General features: G+C 45.8%; 27 protein-coding genes. All 27 read right to left on the bottom strand.

Annotated elements, in window-relative coordinates; translation table 11 throughout:
- Window positions 1-237: 237 nt before the first annotated feature.
- Genes NYE72_RS10150 through NYE72_RS10020 form a run of 27 tightly spaced genes read right to left on the bottom strand, consistent with a single transcriptional unit; the run spans window position 238 to window position 18,123 of the window.
- Window positions 238-951: an N-acetylmuramoyl-L-alanine amidase gene (locus NYE72_RS10150; RefSeq protein ID WP_076098421.1), complete on the bottom strand. Its 714-nt coding sequence runs from the start codon at window positions 949-951 to the stop codon at window positions 238-240.
- Window positions 951-1,217 carry a phage holin family protein gene (locus NYE72_RS10145; RefSeq protein ID WP_036689199.1) on the bottom strand — a complete coding sequence of 89 codons (267 nt, stop codon included), beginning with the start codon at window positions 1,215-1,217 and terminating at the stop codon, window positions 951-953. Before NYE72_RS10145 ends, NYE72_RS10150 begins: the two co-directional genes overlap by 1 nt.
- 23 nt (window positions 1,218-1,240) lie before the next feature.
- Window positions 1,241-1,462 (bottom strand): BhlA/UviB family holin-like peptide, encoded by a 222-nt coding sequence (locus NYE72_RS10140; RefSeq protein ID WP_051491604.1) that lies wholly within the window; start codon window positions 1,460-1,462, stop codon window positions 1,241-1,243.
- Window positions 1,463-1,517: 55 nt separating this feature from the next.
- Window positions 1,518-1,649 (bottom strand): XkdX family protein, encoded by a 132-nt coding sequence (locus NYE72_RS10135; protein WP_081382347.1) that lies wholly within the window; start codon window positions 1,647-1,649, stop codon window positions 1,518-1,520.
- Window positions 1,650-2,135 carry an XkdW family protein gene (locus tag NYE72_RS10130; RefSeq protein ID WP_076098422.1) on the bottom strand — a complete coding sequence of 162 codons (486 nt, stop codon included), beginning with the start codon at window positions 2,133-2,135 and terminating at the stop codon, window positions 1,650-1,652. It lies immediately after the preceding gene.
- 14 nt (window positions 2,136-2,149) lie between these two features.
- A complete protein-coding gene (locus tag NYE72_RS10125) occupies window positions 2,150-3,919 on the bottom strand; it encodes a hypothetical protein (RefSeq protein WP_076098423.1) in 1,770 nt (589 codons plus the stop codon).
- 10 nt (window positions 3,920-3,929) lie between these two features.
- Window positions 3,930-4,547: a putative phage tail protein gene (locus tag NYE72_RS10120; RefSeq protein WP_076098424.1), complete on the bottom strand. Its 618-nt coding sequence runs from the start codon at window positions 4,545-4,547 to the stop codon at window positions 3,930-3,932.
- A gap of 3 nt (window positions 4,548-4,550) precedes the next feature.
- On the bottom strand, window positions 4,551-4,889 hold the full coding sequence (locus NYE72_RS10115) for a hypothetical protein (protein WP_076098425.1): 339 nt from the start codon (window positions 4,887-4,889) through the stop codon (window positions 4,551-4,553).
- Window positions 4,890-4,900: 11 nt separating this feature from the next.
- Window positions 4,901-5,923 (bottom strand): DUF2793 domain-containing protein, encoded by a 1,023-nt coding sequence (locus NYE72_RS10110; protein WP_076098426.1) that lies wholly within the window; start codon window positions 5,921-5,923, stop codon window positions 4,901-4,903.
- A gap of 1 nt (window position 5,924) precedes the next feature.
- Window positions 5,925-6,338, bottom strand: a complete 414-nt coding sequence (locus NYE72_RS10105) for a phosphoglucomutase (protein ID WP_076098427.1) — start codon at window positions 6,336-6,338, stop codon at window positions 5,925-5,927.
- A gap of 1 nt (window position 6,339) precedes the next feature.
- Complete coding sequence (locus NYE72_RS10100; RefSeq protein WP_076098428.1) at window positions 6,340-7,437, bottom strand: baseplate J/gp47 family protein; 1,098 nt, start codon at window positions 7,435-7,437, stop codon at window positions 6,340-6,342.
- Window positions 7,430-7,792: a DUF2634 domain-containing protein gene (locus NYE72_RS10095; RefSeq protein WP_076098429.1), complete on the bottom strand. Its 363-nt coding sequence runs from the start codon at window positions 7,790-7,792 to the stop codon at window positions 7,430-7,432. Before NYE72_RS10095 ends, NYE72_RS10100 begins: the two co-directional genes overlap by 8 nt.
- Window positions 7,780-8,193: a Gp138 family membrane-puncturing spike protein gene (locus NYE72_RS10090; protein WP_036681206.1), complete on the bottom strand. Its 414-nt coding sequence runs from the start codon at window positions 8,191-8,193 to the stop codon at window positions 7,780-7,782. The genes NYE72_RS10095 and NYE72_RS10090 overlap by 13 nt, the downstream gene beginning before the upstream one ends.
- Window positions 8,190-8,984, bottom strand: coding sequence for a hypothetical protein (locus NYE72_RS10085; RefSeq protein WP_076098430.1), 795 nt, complete (start codon window positions 8,982-8,984; stop codon window positions 8,190-8,192). The genes NYE72_RS10090 and NYE72_RS10085 overlap by 4 nt, the downstream gene beginning before the upstream one ends.
- Window positions 8,974-9,300 (bottom strand): hypothetical protein, encoded by a 327-nt coding sequence (locus NYE72_RS10080; RefSeq protein ID WP_036681202.1) that lies wholly within the window; start codon window positions 9,298-9,300, stop codon window positions 8,974-8,976. The genes NYE72_RS10085 and NYE72_RS10080 overlap by 11 nt, the downstream gene beginning before the upstream one ends.
- A 1-nt stretch (window position 9,301) precedes the next feature.
- Complete coding sequence (locus NYE72_RS10075) at window positions 9,302-9,856, bottom strand: phage baseplate protein (RefSeq protein ID WP_076098431.1); 555 nt, start codon at window positions 9,854-9,856, stop codon at window positions 9,302-9,304.
- Window positions 9,843-12,443, bottom strand: a complete 2,601-nt coding sequence (locus NYE72_RS10070; protein ID WP_076098432.1) for a phage tail tape measure protein — start codon at window positions 12,441-12,443, stop codon at window positions 9,843-9,845. The genes NYE72_RS10075 and NYE72_RS10070 overlap by 14 nt, the downstream gene beginning before the upstream one ends.
- Before the next feature lie 47 nt (window positions 12,444-12,490).
- Window positions 12,491-12,676, bottom strand: a complete 186-nt coding sequence (locus tag NYE72_RS10065) for a hypothetical protein (protein WP_076098433.1) — start codon at window positions 12,674-12,676, stop codon at window positions 12,491-12,493.
- Complete coding sequence (locus NYE72_RS10060) at window positions 12,663-12,971, bottom strand: hypothetical protein (protein ID WP_036681193.1); 309 nt, start codon at window positions 12,969-12,971, stop codon at window positions 12,663-12,665. The genes NYE72_RS10065 and NYE72_RS10060 overlap by 14 nt, the downstream gene beginning before the upstream one ends.
- Before the next feature lie 29 nt (window positions 12,972-13,000).
- Window positions 13,001-13,399, bottom strand: a complete 399-nt coding sequence (locus NYE72_RS10055) for a phage protein (RefSeq protein WP_081382348.1) — start codon at window positions 13,397-13,399, stop codon at window positions 13,001-13,003.
- A gap of 17 nt (window positions 13,400-13,416) precedes the next feature.
- The gene (locus NYE72_RS10050; protein ID WP_339211750.1) at window positions 13,417-14,448 is read right to left on the bottom strand and encodes a DUF3383 family protein; all 1,032 of its coding nucleotides are present in this window, start codon (window positions 14,446-14,448) and stop codon (window positions 13,417-13,419) included.
- The gene (locus NYE72_RS10045; RefSeq protein WP_076098435.1) at window positions 14,445-14,927 is read right to left on the bottom strand and encodes a hypothetical protein; all 483 of its coding nucleotides are present in this window, start codon (window positions 14,925-14,927) and stop codon (window positions 14,445-14,447) included. The genes NYE72_RS10050 and NYE72_RS10045 overlap by 4 nt, the downstream gene beginning before the upstream one ends.
- Window positions 14,914-15,261 (bottom strand): hypothetical protein, encoded by a 348-nt coding sequence (locus NYE72_RS10040; protein WP_036681186.1) that lies wholly within the window; start codon window positions 15,259-15,261, stop codon window positions 14,914-14,916. The genes NYE72_RS10045 and NYE72_RS10040 overlap by 14 nt, the downstream gene beginning before the upstream one ends.
- A gap of 2 nt (window positions 15,262-15,263) precedes the next feature.
- Entirely contained in the window at window positions 15,264-15,740 is a 477-nt protein-coding gene (locus NYE72_RS10035) for a hypothetical protein (protein ID WP_076098436.1), read from the bottom strand.
- 2 nt (window positions 15,741-15,742) lie between these two features.
- Window positions 15,743-16,294, bottom strand: a complete 552-nt coding sequence (locus tag NYE72_RS10030; protein WP_076098437.1) for a phage head-tail connector protein — start codon at window positions 16,292-16,294, stop codon at window positions 15,743-15,745.
- Complete coding sequence (locus NYE72_RS10025) at window positions 16,294-17,472, bottom strand: phage major capsid protein (RefSeq protein WP_076098438.1); 1,179 nt, start codon at window positions 17,470-17,472, stop codon at window positions 16,294-16,296. Before NYE72_RS10025 ends, NYE72_RS10030 begins: the two co-directional genes overlap by 1 nt.
- A 45-nt stretch (window positions 17,473-17,517) precedes the next feature.
- Entirely contained in the window at window positions 17,518-18,123 is a 606-nt protein-coding gene (locus NYE72_RS10020; protein WP_076098439.1) for an HK97 family phage prohead protease, read from the bottom strand.
- Window positions 18,124-18,129 lie beyond the last annotated feature (6 nt).

Below are 18,129 nucleotides of genomic sequence, written 5' to 3'. Positions count from 1 at the left end.
GAACAGTCACCGTCAGTTTCGAAGATTTTCTTTAAGTAACGGGGGGCTGCGGCCCCTCTAAAGGAGGAATAAATTATGTTGAACGTGATTACCTGGATAGTAATTGTTGCTGCATTGGTCCTCTCGATTGCAGCACTAATTAAAGCCAGTGGACGCCGTTAATCCTTATAATAAAAAAAGCCCCACTGACCTTATATAGGTTAGTGAGGCTTTTTCGTATCTCTAATAGTTAGATATTTACTTTTTGGTAGTGATAGTAGCCGTTTTAGTTTCATTATCAAAAGATACTACTGCACCCAACGCTTTGCCGATGGCTGCCAATGGTACGTAAGTACGCCCCTCGATCAGAAAACTACCTTCATTCAGTTTTTCCCCATTTACTACAGTGCTAGCCTTATCCACCCTCACATCTTCCACCTCCTTAGTTTTTAGAGCAGTATACAACCGACTCCATGGAAATTTCGCACCGGGACAATAAGGCTTTCGCACCGGATCAATTTGAAAATGACCTATCACATGTTTCTCATCCAGAATAATAGCTTTACCGTAGAGCCTTTTTACTTCGTCACTAATAAATTTATGTAGCCATACGGAGGCAGCAAACTGCGCCTCTGTCAAACTACCATCCATACCCTCATGCTCGATACTGATAGTGTACTTATTAGGATTTGTTGGTGCTTGTTCCTTGACGATTGCCGCCTTGGCTTTGGGAATTGAATCGACTGTGATTCCGTTACACCAAGCCATTTTTGTTATATCAACGTATTGGTGGATCTCCCCCAATTTAGAAACGCCAAAATGAGCGCTACTAACTAAATTACCAGAAGATTGAAACCAACTATCCATAGAACTCATCGTACCGCCACTTATATGATTTACAATAGCAATCGGTATATGACCACCTCGACCGCTACAATTTGTGTGCTTATTTCCCTTCTGAAAGATTTGCATTACTCATCAACCCCCTTTTTTGCCTGCTTAAGCAACTGATTACCATATACAGCCACAGCTCCGCACAAGATGCCTTGTACAAAACTATCTACATTAAAGCCAAGAGTAAGACATACAATGATGATCGCGGCCAATGTGACCAGATAAATGATTGTCCAATCTGGTACTCTCGGAGTTTGTTTTAAGCAAAAGCCAATCACCCAACATACAGCAACAATAAGTAATAATTCCGGTTTAATAAAATTCGCAACTACATTCCATTCCATATCAATTCATCCTCTCAATATTATTAATTTCTGTGTGGAAAACGCTCTTTCATTTCACGCAGCTCCACGATGATTACATCGTATTTTTCAGAAAACTTACCTAGTAGATCCTGCAATCGTCCTTCCCTCTCTTTATTCGCGCGCATTACGTAGATCAGCAGCCAAACGAATAACACCGCGAATGGACCTTGCGTTAAAAAATATTTAAGTACATCCATTTCTGTCACGATTGCCCCTCCCCCCATCTATCTCCCCAAAATGAAAGCCCCCGGAGATCCGAGGGCAAAATAAAAACGCCTACTATTCGGCGTTGGCTGTAATCTCTTCTGCTTGTTTAGCTGTTATCTTTTTGGCGGTAACAAATACCTGTAACTGCTCCCCCGTATACAACCCTGCGTCAAAGTATCGCTTAACCAGTGCGTACCAGTTCATTTATAGCACACCTCCTTCCACGAGGCTCAGCAGTAAGGCAGCCTGATCTTGTTCAGCTTGATCTTGCCTAGCCTGCGTTTGAACTAGCTCTAGTAATAAAGCTGCGTTATCAGCGCGTAGTTGCTCGGTTTCCGTCAGCTCTGGCGGCTTATTAGCTTCGGCTTCCTGGTAGGCTGTCCAAGCTGCTTGCAGCTCTGCCTCTGTGGGTTGCGGATCATTCAGATTCCACACCGCGATAAATTGCCCACGCTCTACAAGGTCGTAATCCTCGCCTTCAGTGAGTAAGTTGTAGTCGATGCCGTAACGGTAATGTATACCCTCAATGGGTTCCTCGCCCTCGTCCGGCTGCTTAATCTCATACCGGACACGGCCTTTGTCTTCGGCTCCCGGGCGCAACACTGGCTCTGGTCCGTTGTCCTGCACGACAAAATCCCGCATTGGGTCAGCGTTAGAATACAGGTACATAATTGCTGTTGGTATATTCATCGGATTGCCTCCCTTTATGCAATTTGTGTGATTGCGAATAAACTTGATGCGCCTAATGTAGCGGCTTGAGTTGATATTGCAAATATTTCAACATAATCACCAGCGGCTAGTTTCAACTGAATAGCACCGTTCACAACTCCGGTAGCGCCCGTTAGTTGTGTTCCATTGTACAGTTGTCCGGTATCCACATTATTAAGATAAACGGATACATTTACCGGATTGTTTATGGCTGGATTGGGAAATGCAATTGTAGTGGTAATAAGGTATATTCCTAATTTTTTCGCAGTAAATCTACTTGATACAAACTCACCAAGATGGTCATAGTTTAGACCTGGAAATAATACTTTTGTCGTTACACCAGCACTAAGTGATTGTAGTTGGCCCGTTGTTTGAAACGCGCCCACTGTACTCCTGCTGTTCATTGTATTATCTCCCCATGGGTTAATAACACCACCACCGACAAATATCGTTCCCCCCGCCGATGTCTCATTAATTCCCGCCGGTTTACTTCCGGTAAGCGTCACTTTTCCGCCAGATCCGGCATTAGCTGCATCGTAGTTGCCTGTTCCCGAGTTGGAATCTGAAATGATTTCTCCATTGATTACAGCCTGCATGGCTGCGGTTCTATTAGAGATAACACTTGCATTAATGAAGACTTTTGATGAATGCACTTGAATTCCTAGCTGACCAGTTGCTGCACCTACTATATTCAGATACTGCAAAATCACATTTGCGCACCCCTCCACGTAGAGCGCTGTGGTTGTTGTGCTTGTAATGTTGAATCCCTTGACAGTTATCTGTATTGGGTTTCTGTACACCGTGAAGATATTAACGCTACGGCTTGTACTGGCTGCGGCATCCCCGGAAACAGTAATATAGCCAGAGCCGCTGAATCCCGCAATTATTACTTGCTCTGGATAGGTGCCCACGCCAACATTTATAACCACCGCATGATTAACAATTTTCGGAATCATACTGACTGCCTTGCCGATTGTCTTAAATGCCCCGCCAGCCGTATTCGCCAGCCCCGTATTCCCGTCATTACCATCTGTACGGACATAGTAGGTAATATCTGCTGTTGTTTGTTGCGGTGTGGTAACTAAAGAAGCTTTGTTATTTAATTGCGTTTGAATGTTGGAAGTTACAGTTGATAGATAACCAAGCTTCGTATTGTCTACCTGACCGGTGCCGATTTTCTTCATGTCAATATATGCTTCGGAAGAGATATCACTGTCCATGATTGAATCCGCGGAATTTATCTTACTAAAAGCAATTGCAGCATTGGCGTTTACGTCTGCATTCACAATTACTCCAGCTGTTATTGCCGCTGAACTCGTACCAGCCGCCATTGTAATATCACCTGAAATCGCCGGGAGTCTTGCTGCTGGGAGTGTGCCGCTGTTAAGGTCTGCGGCTGAACGTGTGGGCAGATCCGCAAGGGATGCACCTGTTTTATTGAGTTTGTTCCACGCAATGGCAGCGGAGGCACTTACATCAGTATCCACAATCACGCCTGGAGCAATAGCTGTTACTCCATCTCCGTTACTGGTTACATCCCCCGTATGATTAGGATGTGCGTAGTTATTTGCTCCTGTTGCGATACCCGTCAGCTTTGTTTTCTCGGCTGTTGTGTAATCATTGGTCGATAACTGTTTGCCTGTGACTTTATCAACCTTGTTATTAATAGCAGTATCTATTATGTCAGCATTATAGTTAAGATCGTCAATATCAACCAAATCTGTGCCTTCTGGCTTTTTCAGACCTAAATTTCCTGTATTTTTCATTTCCTCTCTCCTATCCGAAGGTTCTTAATTCATTCCATGTTTTGTTTGCAGCTGAGGACCATAGCAGAGATTTTACCGACTCCCAAAACGTATAGGTGTAGGCAAATTCATAAGCCAAATGAGCAGGTTTGATCTCTTCAAGAATCTGAATCAGACCAGTCATGTTAGGCGGTATGCCCAAAACACCGATAAAGCGAACGATAAATTTATACTCATTTGAAACCTCTTCTACTGATACATCACCGCCAGAAAATGCAGAGGCTGTCCGTTGAATCATTTGGGGAGTGGTTGTCCCTATTCCTCGCAACTTTGCCTTAATCATTTCCCTTCTGGTATCAAATGATTTAGAGGTGTCAACGGATAAACCTAGCTCTTGCTCCCAACGGCTCAGGCTCCATGTGGACATATCCACAATGTTTTGCGCCCTTATGTCCTCCGTTCGATTATTGAGAATTGCAATTTGTTCTGCAAGGATATCCAGTAGCTTTTTGAGATTTCCGTTCTGAGATTTATGATAAATATCAGGTAAGGATTTACTTATATCAGGAATCGGAACGATCGAAGGATCTGAATCTTCCGACTGTTCAGAAAATAGTAATGTGCCATATTGAGATTCTCCATAGGCCATACACTATACCCCCTTAATCTGGTTCCACGTTACCGGACCCTTAACCATATATTCAGAGTGCGTATGGGATGATGGTGGATATGTTGCCGGCTTGCCTGAAACGCCAGACCACGGAACAGCATCAGCATTGGCAGCATAGTCCACTTTACCGTCATTGTTTGTATCATAGATACTTTTAAGCATATCCCCTGAGCTTTGAGCAGCCACCAGTAAGACATTACCGGTAGTCCCACCAATATATAACTTGCTTGTATCAGTACAATAGCCAAGCTCGCCGACAGCTAGTGTGCCGATAGCACTTTCTAGACCTCGTCGGATCTGAATCATTACTTTTCTAGCCATTGCCTCACCTCCTAGAACGTACCGCCATCAATCGTAGCCACCGTAAGTTTATTGCCATTAGCTGTATCGTAGACGATGCTGGAACTATCAATATTAGCCTCGATCCCGGTCACGTTAACAACAATGCCTTTGCCTGCCTTGGCTGCAACGGTTGTAGAATCCACAACAACCCCGTTCCCGGCTCCAACCGTCAATGTAACACTGTCAGACTGTCCGCCACCGGTTAGACCGTTACCCGCTGTAATTGTCTGTAAGGCGCCACCTGTCCGAACCCAAGCCGTACCGTTCCAACTATAGATTTTTTGTTCATCGTCAACGTAAGCAGTCCAACCGACAGCAGGCATATAGTAAGCCCAGGCTCCAGACTGATACTCTGCTATCTGGTTTGTCTTACCTGCCCATGCCCCTGTCGCTGATGCTGGAATAATATAACGGTCAGCTTCTACGGGACTTGCCGGCGGGGCGGACAAATGCTGATCTTTAACTGACGCCTGCGGCTCGATGTTATGCTTGGCTAACTCAATCTCATTCTTGATTTTTTGAGCAGACCATAAGTCCGTAATAGCAATCCCACTATCATTAATGACTCGGTGTTTAATTGCATCATCAATATGATTTTTGATTTCAGCAGCAGTTTTAGTATTCGTGCCATCTGATACCTTATTGATATGACCCGCACTGACATCAGCCTTTAATACCTTTGCATAAGTAGCACCATCCGCTATATTATCAAGCGACCCCGTTAAATCACTGAGTGCTTGAGCATTCACTCGCCTCCAAGTGGTTCCATCATCAAAATAAAGATATCCGCTATTGGCACCGCTCGTGACATAAAACAGACGTCCGACTGATGCGGCCACCGGACGCGAAGCCTCTGCACCGGATAAAGCTCGCCCAACCATTGAGTTTGTTGTGCCATCTCCGATATATATTTCCTTCGTATCTGTACAAAAACCCATTTCACCAGTAAGCAAAGCCCCATAAGTGCTAAGTTGAGCTTTGGTACCACGTTTTATTTGTATCGTCTGTGCCATCTTATACCCCTCTCGTAAATGAACCGCCGTCTATAAGTCCACTCGATTTATACCGCTCTACCTCTGTTTGTGTGGCTGTTACTGCACTTTGTAGCGCATTAATATCATCAGCCTCTACCGTGTCACCTGGTGTTTCGTAAGTTACGTAAACTTCAGACAAAGAGGTGAAAATCTTGATTAACCGGCGCCATGGCGTAGCATCAGGGAATGATATACTATAGTTTTTTATTTCTTCTCCTGTAAACCGGGAACCGGCAAACACCCGGATCGTTTGGTTATTGATATTATCGTGCCGTAGTGGACCATCGTAGACACCGCCTACAATCGACAGACGTTCCTCGATCACGTAACTCTTCCCGGTTTGATTCTTATTCAGCTTCTCGTTAAAAACATCAATGTCGTTTGGATAGGACATATCACACCCCCAGATTTACAGTACCAAGAAGTGGCACTTCTTCATCAGTCAGTGCAATATTTGCTCCGCTGCCGTTCAAAGTCAGAGATGAATAATCAAGCACCCCATCCGTTCCAAGTAGCAGCGCACCAAGCACTGCCTGACTGATATAGGAAACTTCAAACGCAGCTTTCTTTCGCCAGTCCTCAACCTTAAGGCGAAACGCTTCAATGACATCCTGTAGTGCATAACCGGAAACTAGAGCAACCTTAGCAGCAATGTTAATCGTTTTAGCAACGGCGGCGGAAACTGTTACCACAGCACCAATAGGTGCTTGCCCCTCTCCTAGCCCAGGATCCGGGTCAATATATGCCTGAACCTCGGCAACCAAGTTAGCAGAGGCGGGCAATTTTTCAGTATCTGCGATGACAACCTTTACTGTTTTAGGACCTGCCCACAGCGGAAACACTCTTGCCGCCCCCACACCTGGAACTTCCCGGCTCCAGCGAAGATAGTCCGCTTTATTGCCACTCGTACCAGGATTTTGCTTCCGTTGCAAAATGCGTTCCCGAAAAGCTAAATCAGTCTCGCGGTCACGCCCATCCTTGGTAGGTGTGACATTGGTAATGCTGAACACATCTGGATTAGGGTTGATAATAACAGTTATTTTGTGAGCTTCTACATTACCTGCCGCCCCCATTTCCATCGCCATAATTTCAACTATCCCGTTTCCAGTTGCAGAGAGCGTGAGATCCTCCATGGTCTCAAAACTCACCCCGGAATCTGTAGCGCCCAAAAATCCAGCCTGCAACACATAACCCGGTGTACCCATTACCGTTAACTGTCCACTTGCAAATTCTTCACTATAAATAGACAACCCATCATTACCCCCAAGTTTATAAAGGTTTGCCCCCGTGGAGGCGTTGAGAGAGGCTGAGTTGTAGACATCCTCTAATCTTTCATCTTCCTTGCCTAGATGCCAAGCGAACAAGCGCAGGATCATTCCAAGTGGTGAATTTTCTGAGGTGTCCACCTCGTCGCCAAACGCTGATTTTGCTTTATCAGTCATTTCGTCCAAAAAGTCTACAAAGCGGAGACGCTTAAATCCTTGTTCATCCACCGATCTCTACCCCCTCAGCCGTTATGACTTGACCCTCTTTCGAAGTCGCTACAAATGCAATCATAAGTCTCCGATTGGCACGGTCGATCTCTATATCTATGGATTCCACTGTTTGCACCCGAGGTTCTTGCAGAAGCCCTGACATGATTTCATCTCGCATTTCATCCTCAGATACACCTTTGCCTAGAAATTTAGAATGATCAATGCCTAGTTCTGGGTTAAGAAACCATTCGCCCTTGTTTATGCCCAGGATAATCCGGCAGGATTGAGCGATTTCATCCTGACCCGAAACCATTTGTAGTTGTCCAGATTTCAGCTCAATATCACCGGTATCGTCAATTTTTAAAGTGAACACGGCATCACCCCCACAATTACGGCATCCATACGACTATGCCGCCTGACAGAGTCTGGCGCAGCCACGCGACCAGTTAGTGTTTTTCTAATCTCAGCATCTGCGCAAACGACAAAGACAGTGTCTCCCGGTTCCAGTGCTGGGCGCATGATCGTTTCAAACTCCCGGAGACCGTTACCGATATCCAATTCAAATTTAAATTTCTGCCCGCTAACGGGTACGGACATGATTTGAGCAGGAGCAGCGGCGGACAGTTTGAGCAAAGGCTGCACGGAGGCTGTAAGCGTCACAGGGTCAAAGGTTATTACCTTGCACGGCAAAGCCACGTTGATATTGTCAGCTTGCTTTGCTCCATGCCCGCCCAGCATACGGGCCAGCGCTCCAGCTGGGTCTGTCTTATTCACATAATCGCCTCCACTTCTGTGATAAAGTCGCCGGTATTCGAAAACCTATGACTACCGCTGCGGACATGTAACTTGCCTGACCACTCACGACAGGTTAAGTTAATGACCGATGCTGTGGTTAAACGGCGCTGTAGTTGAGCCTGTATCTTAAAGCCCTGGATGCCGTTGTCTTCAAAATACTCCGGGCTGCCGATCAAACCAGTATCTGGTGACAAGGCAAAGACTCCGTCAGCACCGCTGCGGAGATTTCGAACATATAACTTACTCTGATTAATAAAACATGAAGTTCCGCAATCTTTACAAACCTCTGTAATGATATCCGTTACCTTTCCTTTTGCCGTATACCCATCTTGATATCTGTAATCTTGATTAAGTGTCATTTGTGCCACCGGCAAGCCAATGTATCCTGCCATTTGCTTAATGATCGCACTGGCAAGGGTGCCTTTAGCAAAGGCAATCTCTGTAACCTCGCGTTTGCTCAAGTCCTCACTATCCAGGACATTAATGGTAGTGATCTTGTCCACGCCCTCCCACTTGGTTCTGACCGATGAAATACGACCATGTAGGATAAGTCCAATATCTCCACGGTAGCCTGCATTAACCATGATTACAGCGTTACGCTTGATGTTATTAATGGTGGTCTGTGCCAGATTCCACAACCGCAACTCCGACTCGTTCGGTAGCGCGTCATTGTCAAAAGGCACAGATCCTTCCATCGTGTATTTATCAAGCATGATTTTCATATTGGCAGTCATAATCTCCGCAACCCGCCCGAAATTTCTACTCGCCATTATCCTCATCCTCATCCATAACATACAAAAAGACGCTTGTCTCAAGCGTCTCCCAAGATACTGCTGTGCTATTTCCCGATTCATCCCAGGGTACGATAAGCAACTTGGGAAATCGGTTATCCTGAACGTCATAAAAAAGTGGTAATCCATAGATAAGCTTTTCGCCAAATACTAGTTGCTCGCCACCACCTTCAAGATCCACAGTGAAGAAATCATAATCCGAATTATAATGAACTTCGAAAGTAAAGATTTCATCAGCGATGGATATATCAAACCGATATGGAATGTTTTCCTTCTCGATCTCGATAATCTTCATATTATTCCCTCCACTTACTACCTTCCTTAAACTTAACCTTTTGGACCTTTTCTTTCTCTTTTTCTTTTTTCTTAGTGGTGGTTGTTTTAGTTTTAGTCTTTGTAGTTGTTGTTTTCTTATTTTTACTACTAGACTTCTCCTTGGTCTGTTTCGTTCCAGAATTGACGATTTTGGCAGCTTGTGTCTTTATAGGTGCTGGAAGAGTGTCCACATACGAAGACATTGCAATTCTTATCTCTCGCAGCTCCATGGAAAATGTGAAGCCATCCGCAATGGTATATTCATGCCCGGTAGAAAAATCAGTGATTAAGCCCTTGAATTGGTTACGGCCAATATAGTTGATAATCTGACCCTTATCCTTAGCCCCAATGACATAGGCTCGGATCTTCGCTGCTTCGGGTCCGACGATCACACCAGATAAAGACAACATCCGAGCCTGGGGCTGCACATGGTCGATAAGGGTAATCCCCTTTTCCACTGGCTGCTCTGTAACAGTCACTGGAAAGGACGGAGATTCAGACTCTACAGTGATATACTTACCATCAATTAGCGCCAACGATCTCCACCCCCATGATCCGGGCTGCTGCTTCTAAAAAGTCTTGTAGTTTTTGATCTACAACGCTTCCGATCTCCTGAACCGTATTTGTATCCGCATTGCCTTGCACCGTAATGTTGATTATTGGTGCTGGGATGCTCATCTTTTGATTATTGCTTGTCCGGGCAGGAGCCGAATCCGGCGTGTATACTCTGTTGTAGTCTTTGTTTTCCTCGGCGGTTAGAACGCGTTCGCCCTTGTGCAGTTCGCCAATATATCCGTCAAACGGTACATTTGCTAGTCCGTTCGCGTGACTACCATCAACCGCCGCGGAACCTGTAGTTTCGGTGGAAACGGACACACTCGCAGATGTTTTAAACCCAAAAAATCCTTTGATGTTGTCTGCAATCCCCTTGACCTTAGTCATAAGAGTGTCCGCCATATTACTAATTCCATCGATCAGACCTTGAATAATTTTTTTGCCTGTGTCCATAAGGTTAATTCCATCAAAAAAACCAGTTACCTTCCCCCACATCGTGGTCACGGCATTCCAAACATTTGTCCCAGCTGTCTTAATTCCATTTACGATTGAATCCCAAATGCTTGTTATCTTATTCCATACCTGTGTCATCAGGTTTGACGTAGTAGATAGAACACTATTCCAAGCGCCGGTGATCGCATTCCAAACGGCGTTTGCAGCTCCAGAAACAGTATTACTAATACTGCTCCATATGGATGATAACCAGCTACCAATTGCGCTGAACACTGCAAATGTCACTGCCTTAATTTCGTCCCAGTATTTAACGACCAAGGCAACGATCCATGCAATGGGGCCTCCAATCACAACCAGGATCGTTACTCCCCAAGTCTTCAAAAATCCAGTCACTGCGTTAAAGGCCGTCATGAAGGTCTGGGGAACCGTAATTTTGAAAAAATTCAGTACCGCCATGGTAGCCGTCTTGATTCCAGACCACATCCCGTCAATAAACGCCCGGAACTTATCTGATTTTTTATAAGCGACTACCAGCGCCACGCCTAAACCCACTAGGGCGGCGATAATTATGCCAATAGGGTTGGCAGCCATGACTATACTAAAAGCCTTCTGAATTGCAGTCCATGCTTTGGTCGCTGCTGCCGCAATCTTGGTTGCGACTGTTATCGTGCCTACGACTGTTTTATATGTGACCAGTGCCGCGACAATTCCGCTCACCACCGGTGCAAATCCTTCCCAATCGTAGAATGCTTTAGCTGCATCAGCAATTGATGAACCGATTTGCTGGATATGTGGCCATAATTGAATTGCGGCATTTAACAAGGTCTCCCCAATCATCACGGCCACCGGCTGGATAGAGGTCCACAATTCTTTCCCCTTATCAATCAGGTACCCAAACACTTGCAATGCTTGTGTTCCAAATTGTTGTAGATAAGGCATTGCCGCCTGAATCCAGCCGCTTACCATATTGATTGCTGCCCCAAGACCGTCACCAATTGCATTGCCCACCGCCTCGATCTGCGGCTTATGGTCAGATAGCCATTGACCGAATCGGTTTAAATACGGTAACAACTTTTGTCCAACAGGAATCAGTATGCCGACCTCGATCTGACGACCAAACATTTTCATCGCTTCTCCAGGCTTTTCAAACTTGATTCGGTTCAAATCATCCATGGTCTTTTTCGTCTTATCAAACGACCGCGTTGCAGCGCCCATTGCCGATATGACATTAACCTCAAGGTCTTCAAACTGTGAACCCATGAGCGCAACGCCTATATTATTCCTAGCTACGGGGTCCTCAATATCCGATATCATGGATACGATATCACTGAATGCCTGCTTCGAGTCTGGACCACCCTTAGCAAAGACTTGCATCATGGCTTCTGCATTAAGTCCCAAAGCTGTAAATGCATCAGAAGATGTTTTACTGCCATCCTTGGAACGGATGTTAAACTCTTTGACCGCATCCCCCACCTTATCAACTTGAAAAACACCTTCCGCAGATCCAGCGGCGAAGACATCAAACATTTCGTCAGCGGTAAAGCCTAACGATTTAAATTGGTTGGCATACTCATTCGCTGAATCCACCAGCTCACCTGATTTATCAAGCCCCCGCTGCGCACCTTGAGCAAGCAGGTTATAAGATTCCTCAGAGGTTATACCAAACTGTTTCATCATGGTATCTACAGATTTGATGGATTCCGGTATTTCAAACCCGAATTGATCCCGCATCAGAATGGCGTTTCGTGTAGTATTTTCCAACTCAACCCCAGTCTGCCCGGTAACTTGCTGTACATTAGCAATGGCAGCCCCTAAATCGTTCCAGTCCTCACCGAAGTTGTTGGAATAAAGATCCTTAGCAATCCCCCGAGTAGCTTCCATCTGTTCCGCCGTTGCCCCGGTAGCTCCTTCGACTTGCTTCATTGCTGTTTCAAAGTTAGAGGCTGCTTTTATACCAGCTGCCGCAATACCGACCATTGCAACGCCAGCCGCAGCTCCAAGACCAACAACCGTTTTTGTGAGCTTTCCAACCTTCTTATCTGCATCATTCAAGCCCTTGCTGTTAAACTTGAACCCCACGGAGTACATTAATGATCCAATTATTCCACCTGCCATATGCCCTCCTTTCTAGCAATAGAAATAGGCGCCCCGGAGGACGCCTGTTATTTCTTACTTTGCTTATTCTGTTGTTCAATATGAATATCTAAGGCAGCGTTGGCTTCGGCGACGTCATCCTGATCCATATTGTCCAGGTCATTATAGGTAATGCCCATATCCGACAGTAAAAGCCGCCACAAAGACCAATTCTCTTTAGCCCGCCGCTTTGCTTCTTCTTTACTTATCGTCATTGTCTTCTTCCGGGTCTACTTCGTCTGGATCAGGAGTGCCAGTAACAAAGTAAAAGGCTTTGTTGGCGACCTCAACCATTTCTCCGTAGTCCTCAAAATCGTCAATAGTTACCTTGGGTTGTACGACAACATGTTTGAACATTTCATCGCAAATCTTTTCTTCGGAATTCACACCATGCTTATTTTTTACCCGGTCATTAATTCGGGTAACATTGCGCACACCTGGATGTTGAAGCGTATAAGTCTTACCTGCTTTTGTAGTAATCTCTTTTTGTTTAAAATTTGTATTAGCCATGGATATTGGCTCCTCTCAAGTTTTGGATTTTAGTTCATGCTTAAGTCAAGACATTGAAATTCATACGAACGATCTCCAGCTTCCGCGCCATACTCTCGGTCTGATGGTTTTTTAAGATAGGCCTGCGTTGCGGTGTTTGTTTCTTTGGGTGTCCCCGAATAAACAACGGACACCGGAACCAGTTTTCCGCTGTTGCCAAGTCCATCTAAATAAGGCACTTGCGGGCTGGTACATTGAAGGGTGATTGTAATCGTACCGAGTGGATTGTTTACCTTTGTTCGGACCACATCACCTTGCGCTCCTACCTTTGTACTGAAATTTTCCTCATCCTTAGCCACGGTGACTAAGTCTTCTGCGAATCCCGTTAAAAAAACGCCACCCACAATTGCGGTGACGTCCATAGGGTCATATGTTTTTGCTTCTGACACTTAAATCCCTCCTTAAATTACGCAAATTTGATAGTACCGCTAATGGCAGCTTTATGAATTGCTCCAGCAATCACAAACTCAAACTTACCATCAGGGTAAGTACGCGCCTCGATATTCGCCGGGTCCACTTGGCTACGTGGTGGAAACGTAGTGTTATACAGTGGTACACCATCATCATCAGCAGCGATCATTCCTTGAAGAAAAGACCGCTGAAGAACAGTGCGTACTGCACTCTCAATTTGAGCGATTCCGCGGTTATCATATGGAATCTTCGTAAGCGCAGCTTGCGCCTGGTTAAATAAGTCTTGCACTGCATACTGAATGGAAAACACGATGTAATCCTGGCAGTGAATAAAATCAATGTAATCACCGCTGAACGACTTCCCCTCACTAGTGACGTTGGTTCCCGCTCTAGTCAAATAGGTATTAGCACCCAGTGCGTGAATTGCATTAAGTTCAGTGGCGTCAATGTCCATAGGTTCAATGCCAACCAACGTCCAGCCCTTCCAAGTCACACTGCCCACGGGAAGACTTCCCACAGCCCCGACCCAAGCTGCATCTGGATAGTTTTCAATGGTTTTGTGATACGTTCCAAACGTCCTCTTATACCCCTTAGCCTTGATGGTGGCTAAATCCTCTTTGTTACTGGTCCGGGCTACAAATTGCCTAGACTTATCTGCCTCCACGGCGTCAGCTATTGCAATAATGTCTGCTACTACAGTTGATGTCGTAATCAGGAAGTGCCAATCCTTGAGGAACAGGGACGGTAGCAAATCTTCTAGTGTTACCGTAGGCGCCCCCGTCTTACGAGACACAATTGCAATCTCTGCTGGTGGATTTTTTTGGGCAAACAGAGCAAATGCAGCCTTATATTCCTCCGTCGAAGCCGGATAATCCGCCTTTACCGCGTTGATATCTGCGTAGTTTTTAAAATTCTTGCCTCCCGTACTGCTACCCAAGATTAAGGGCTTCCCGAATCCGCCCAAGATCGGCGTAGGCTGCTGTACGGCAATGGTTACCGTAACATCACTAATACTCAAAATACTCACTCCTTTGTTGTTGGTGCTGTCTCAATCCAGCCTGACATATCCGTTATCACAACATCCGTGGCCCGAAACTCAACATCAAAGCCCTGACGCCTTTCCCACTCTTCACCAATGTTGATGTCCCGGTTCTGGATCTCTCCAATCTCAATCACGATCACGTCAAGTGTGTCCTTTAACAGCTCATGTCCGTCTGACTTAAACCAATCTCTCACCCTCATGGCGTTAACTAAACAATCATCTTCTGTATCGGCATAAACATTGAAAGAGACGGTAAAAGTCACCGTCTCCCGCCTGTACTTCTGTTCGGATTGCTGGGTTATTACTGGTTGTCCACCGACAGGCTTAAATCCGCCAACAAGATGATATGTGATAAAATCCCCATCTGGAATGTCTCCCCCGCTATTCATTGGAATGACAGGAATGGACAAGGCGTCTTCTATCCCTTGTTTGATTGTCACACGGATTTTTCTAACCGGCAGCATGAGCAACCACCCGCCTTAATACATATTGATTGACATCGCTATAATTCCGCTCCGTCAGTTCTACAACCCGGTATTTAATACCTGCATGCAGAATCAGTTCGTCACTTTTGTGCTTATAAACTGTAAACAACCTGCGGTCAGATTCAGTGTAGTTTCCACCCTCCACAGCCAACAACCGGGTATTGATGGGCTGAACGCTACCCCTAAGCAAAATAGTTTCTGGTTCTTGAGCTATCCAATCTCCCGCATCGTCACGCGTTCCTCCAGCTTCCCGAATTAACTTGTATGATTCAGCATATTTTCGAAGCGTACCAGCAAATCTGAAATTCCGCATGATTACCTTCCCTTCGGTACAATGTCATAAATCAGGGAGTCGCGCAGCTCGTCTTCCCGGTGCAGCAGCTTTCGGGAGCCGGTCTTTCTTGAGGCATAACGGGCGGATAAGGGTGGCTGCTTGATCCGTTCAAAATTCTTCTTCATTCGGTCTAGCCCGGTTTCGCCAATCTCCGTAAACAATTCGTCTACCCGCTTGCGACCGTGGGCAATCTCTGTCACCCCAACCCGGACCAACTTGCCTATAGGAGCCTGTCCTTTCTTTTTTCCGGTCCCGATAAACGAACGGGCTGGAATCTTCATTTTCACCGAGCCGTATTCATGGACTCCGGCAATCATAGCCAGTTCGGCATCACCCTGCATACCAATACGAATCTTATTCTTGGTCAATGGGCGAAGTCGCTCGGCTAGCAACCGCAGGTTATCTTCGCCGGTGACTTGCACACCGACCCGTCGTGCTCTTGCTCTTTGGCTTGCCATGTCTATACCCACCTTCCAACATACGGAGAAATAAGAGATACCAAAGTTTGTGGTAAACCGTCACCGTCTGCGCTGTAGTTGACCGAGATATCGCCTACCCGCTCCGCAGTCACACCAGGTGTACGGAGCATTAATTGGGAATGAAATATACATGCCAGCTCCAACACTTCCGGCAGCGTGCGCGGTTTTTCCGTAGTCGCATCACCAGGCAACACATAACCGGCGGTGTACGTTACCTTTATATTGTGTTCACCCACAGGCCAGCCGGAAGGGCAAAAGATCCGCCCTTCTTCTAGCAGCTCATAATCTCCTACTGGCTTTCCGGGAATAACTACTTCTTCGATGCTCTCCACTGGATAATTCCGCAGGTTAATATATGAGGAACTGGAATTCCCACTATGGCGTTCAATATAACTTTGCAGCTTGAATGAACGTTTGCAGTAGTTTTCAATGACCTGGGAAGATGCTGTAATTTGGATCTGCAGCATTTCATCTTCGTAGGAATCACCTTGAACGCCCATTGCTTTCTGTAGACGATCAATTGTAGTCAGCATTAGGCACCAGAACCGGAAATGGTCAACTGACCATAGACAACCGCTTCGTTATCGAAAAATTTAACATCTTCCCGCTGAATGGCACGAACATCGGTCGAATTACGTCCAAAGGATTTCCCACCGACATTTGTCGAAGCCAAGGAATACTGCTGGCGGTCAAAGAGTACAATCGCTTCTTTCAGATCGCCGATGATAATCGGCGCTTTCTTCGTGGTGGTTCCAGTAGTAGGCAACCAGCGATTAGCAATGACGACAACCGGCTTACCATACAGTAATTTCTGTGTGGGTTGTGTCGGATTGGGTTGCAACAGGGCCTTTCCGTCAGAATCTTTTAACAAATCAAGGAAATTAAATCCATCTTGGTTCGTAATAATGGTTGCTCCCAGACTGATAGACGGATCAAGGGTTACATTCAAAATCGTTTTAATCGCATCCAGCCCTGAGACAGCTACTTTGGTCAGCGTTTCCAGCAAATTCAAGACAAGCTTATTACGTGTGATTACGGATTTCTTTGCAATCCACTTGGCAATATAGGACATCAGGTTTTGATCTGTGTCCTGGATCAAGCTATTGGAAATAGGAAGGATGCCACCCCGATCCTTGATGGTGTAAGAGATTGGTGTAAACTTGGGATTGTCCATATCGTCAAGGTCAGTCAATTCCGTAATCTCAGTAAATTCCGTAATATCAGCATTTTTCTCGATAACCCGCGAACCGGAACGAGTCGATACAGGTTCTACGGTGATATAGGATTCCAGTGACACAAACTGACGCTTTCTTTCCAGGATCATCGTTTGAATATCCTGTGGAACAATAAGCCCGCCGTCTTCTCCGGTTTCGCCGCTCATGCCTGCACGAGTTTCTTCTGCTGAAGCATCCAACAAAGTGCGTTCTTCCGTTGTCAGATTGCGCTTGCGCAGCTCCTTTAGGAAAGCGTTACGGTACTGCTCTTCCTTGTTTGGCTTGTTATCCCGATGTTCTGGCTCTGCAACCGGTGCAACATCACCCGGCGTATCCAGACCCCGCATTTCCACCATCAAATCAATTTGTGCACGCAATTCCGCAGCTGCATCCTTTGCGTTCCGAGCTTCTTCCATCTTGCCGCCTTCCATAAGTGACCGAGCTTCTTCCAACTTTGCCGCCAGTTTCTGGCGTAATTCGCGTTCTTTCGGATCCATAATGTACCTCCGCTTATTTTTTTGGGAAAACAAAAAATCGACTTATTAGGCAAGCCCTAACAGGTCGATTTCGAGTAATAGTTTTTCTTTTTCATTTTTCCGCTGCTCTTTGGACGTAATGCCCAGCTGATCAATGCTACGCTGATCCACTTCGCTGTCCAGGTATGCCGGGAAGGGAGTCGGTGATACTTCGAATAAATTGATATCAAGCAAGGTACGGATATACACATCCTCTTCCTTTATATACTCCCAGGCATCGCCGTTACTCCGAACATAAAAGCCGAAGCTCACACCGTCAACATCGCCGCGCCGTACAGATTCATAGGCATCATTGCCCCATGTATTGTTAGGCAAATCAATTTCAAACGACAGGCCCACATCATCTTCCAGCAATCGCAGCGTCCCCGGCTTTGTCGATCCAAGAACAAAATCACTACGATGATTCCAAAATGCCTTAATCACGTTCTCCGAAAGACTGCGGGAAAACGCCCCCTTGGCTACACGCTCGTAAAATTCACCCCAAATCAATTGGCTGCGCTGATTAAACTTGACTACATACCCGCCGATTGTCTGCGTCTGACTTTCGCCTTCGCCCTCCGTACTACGCACCTCAATTTTGGCAGGCAAGTAGCGAATAACCTTTTCACTCATTGTTGT

It is taken from the genome of Paenibacillus sp. FSL L8-0333 (assembly GCF_037965665.1).
GTDB lineage: Bacteria > Bacillota > Bacilli > Paenibacillales > Paenibacillaceae > Paenibacillus_AQ > Paenibacillus_AQ odorifer.
This window is presented reverse-complemented; position numbering and strand designations above follow the sequence as displayed.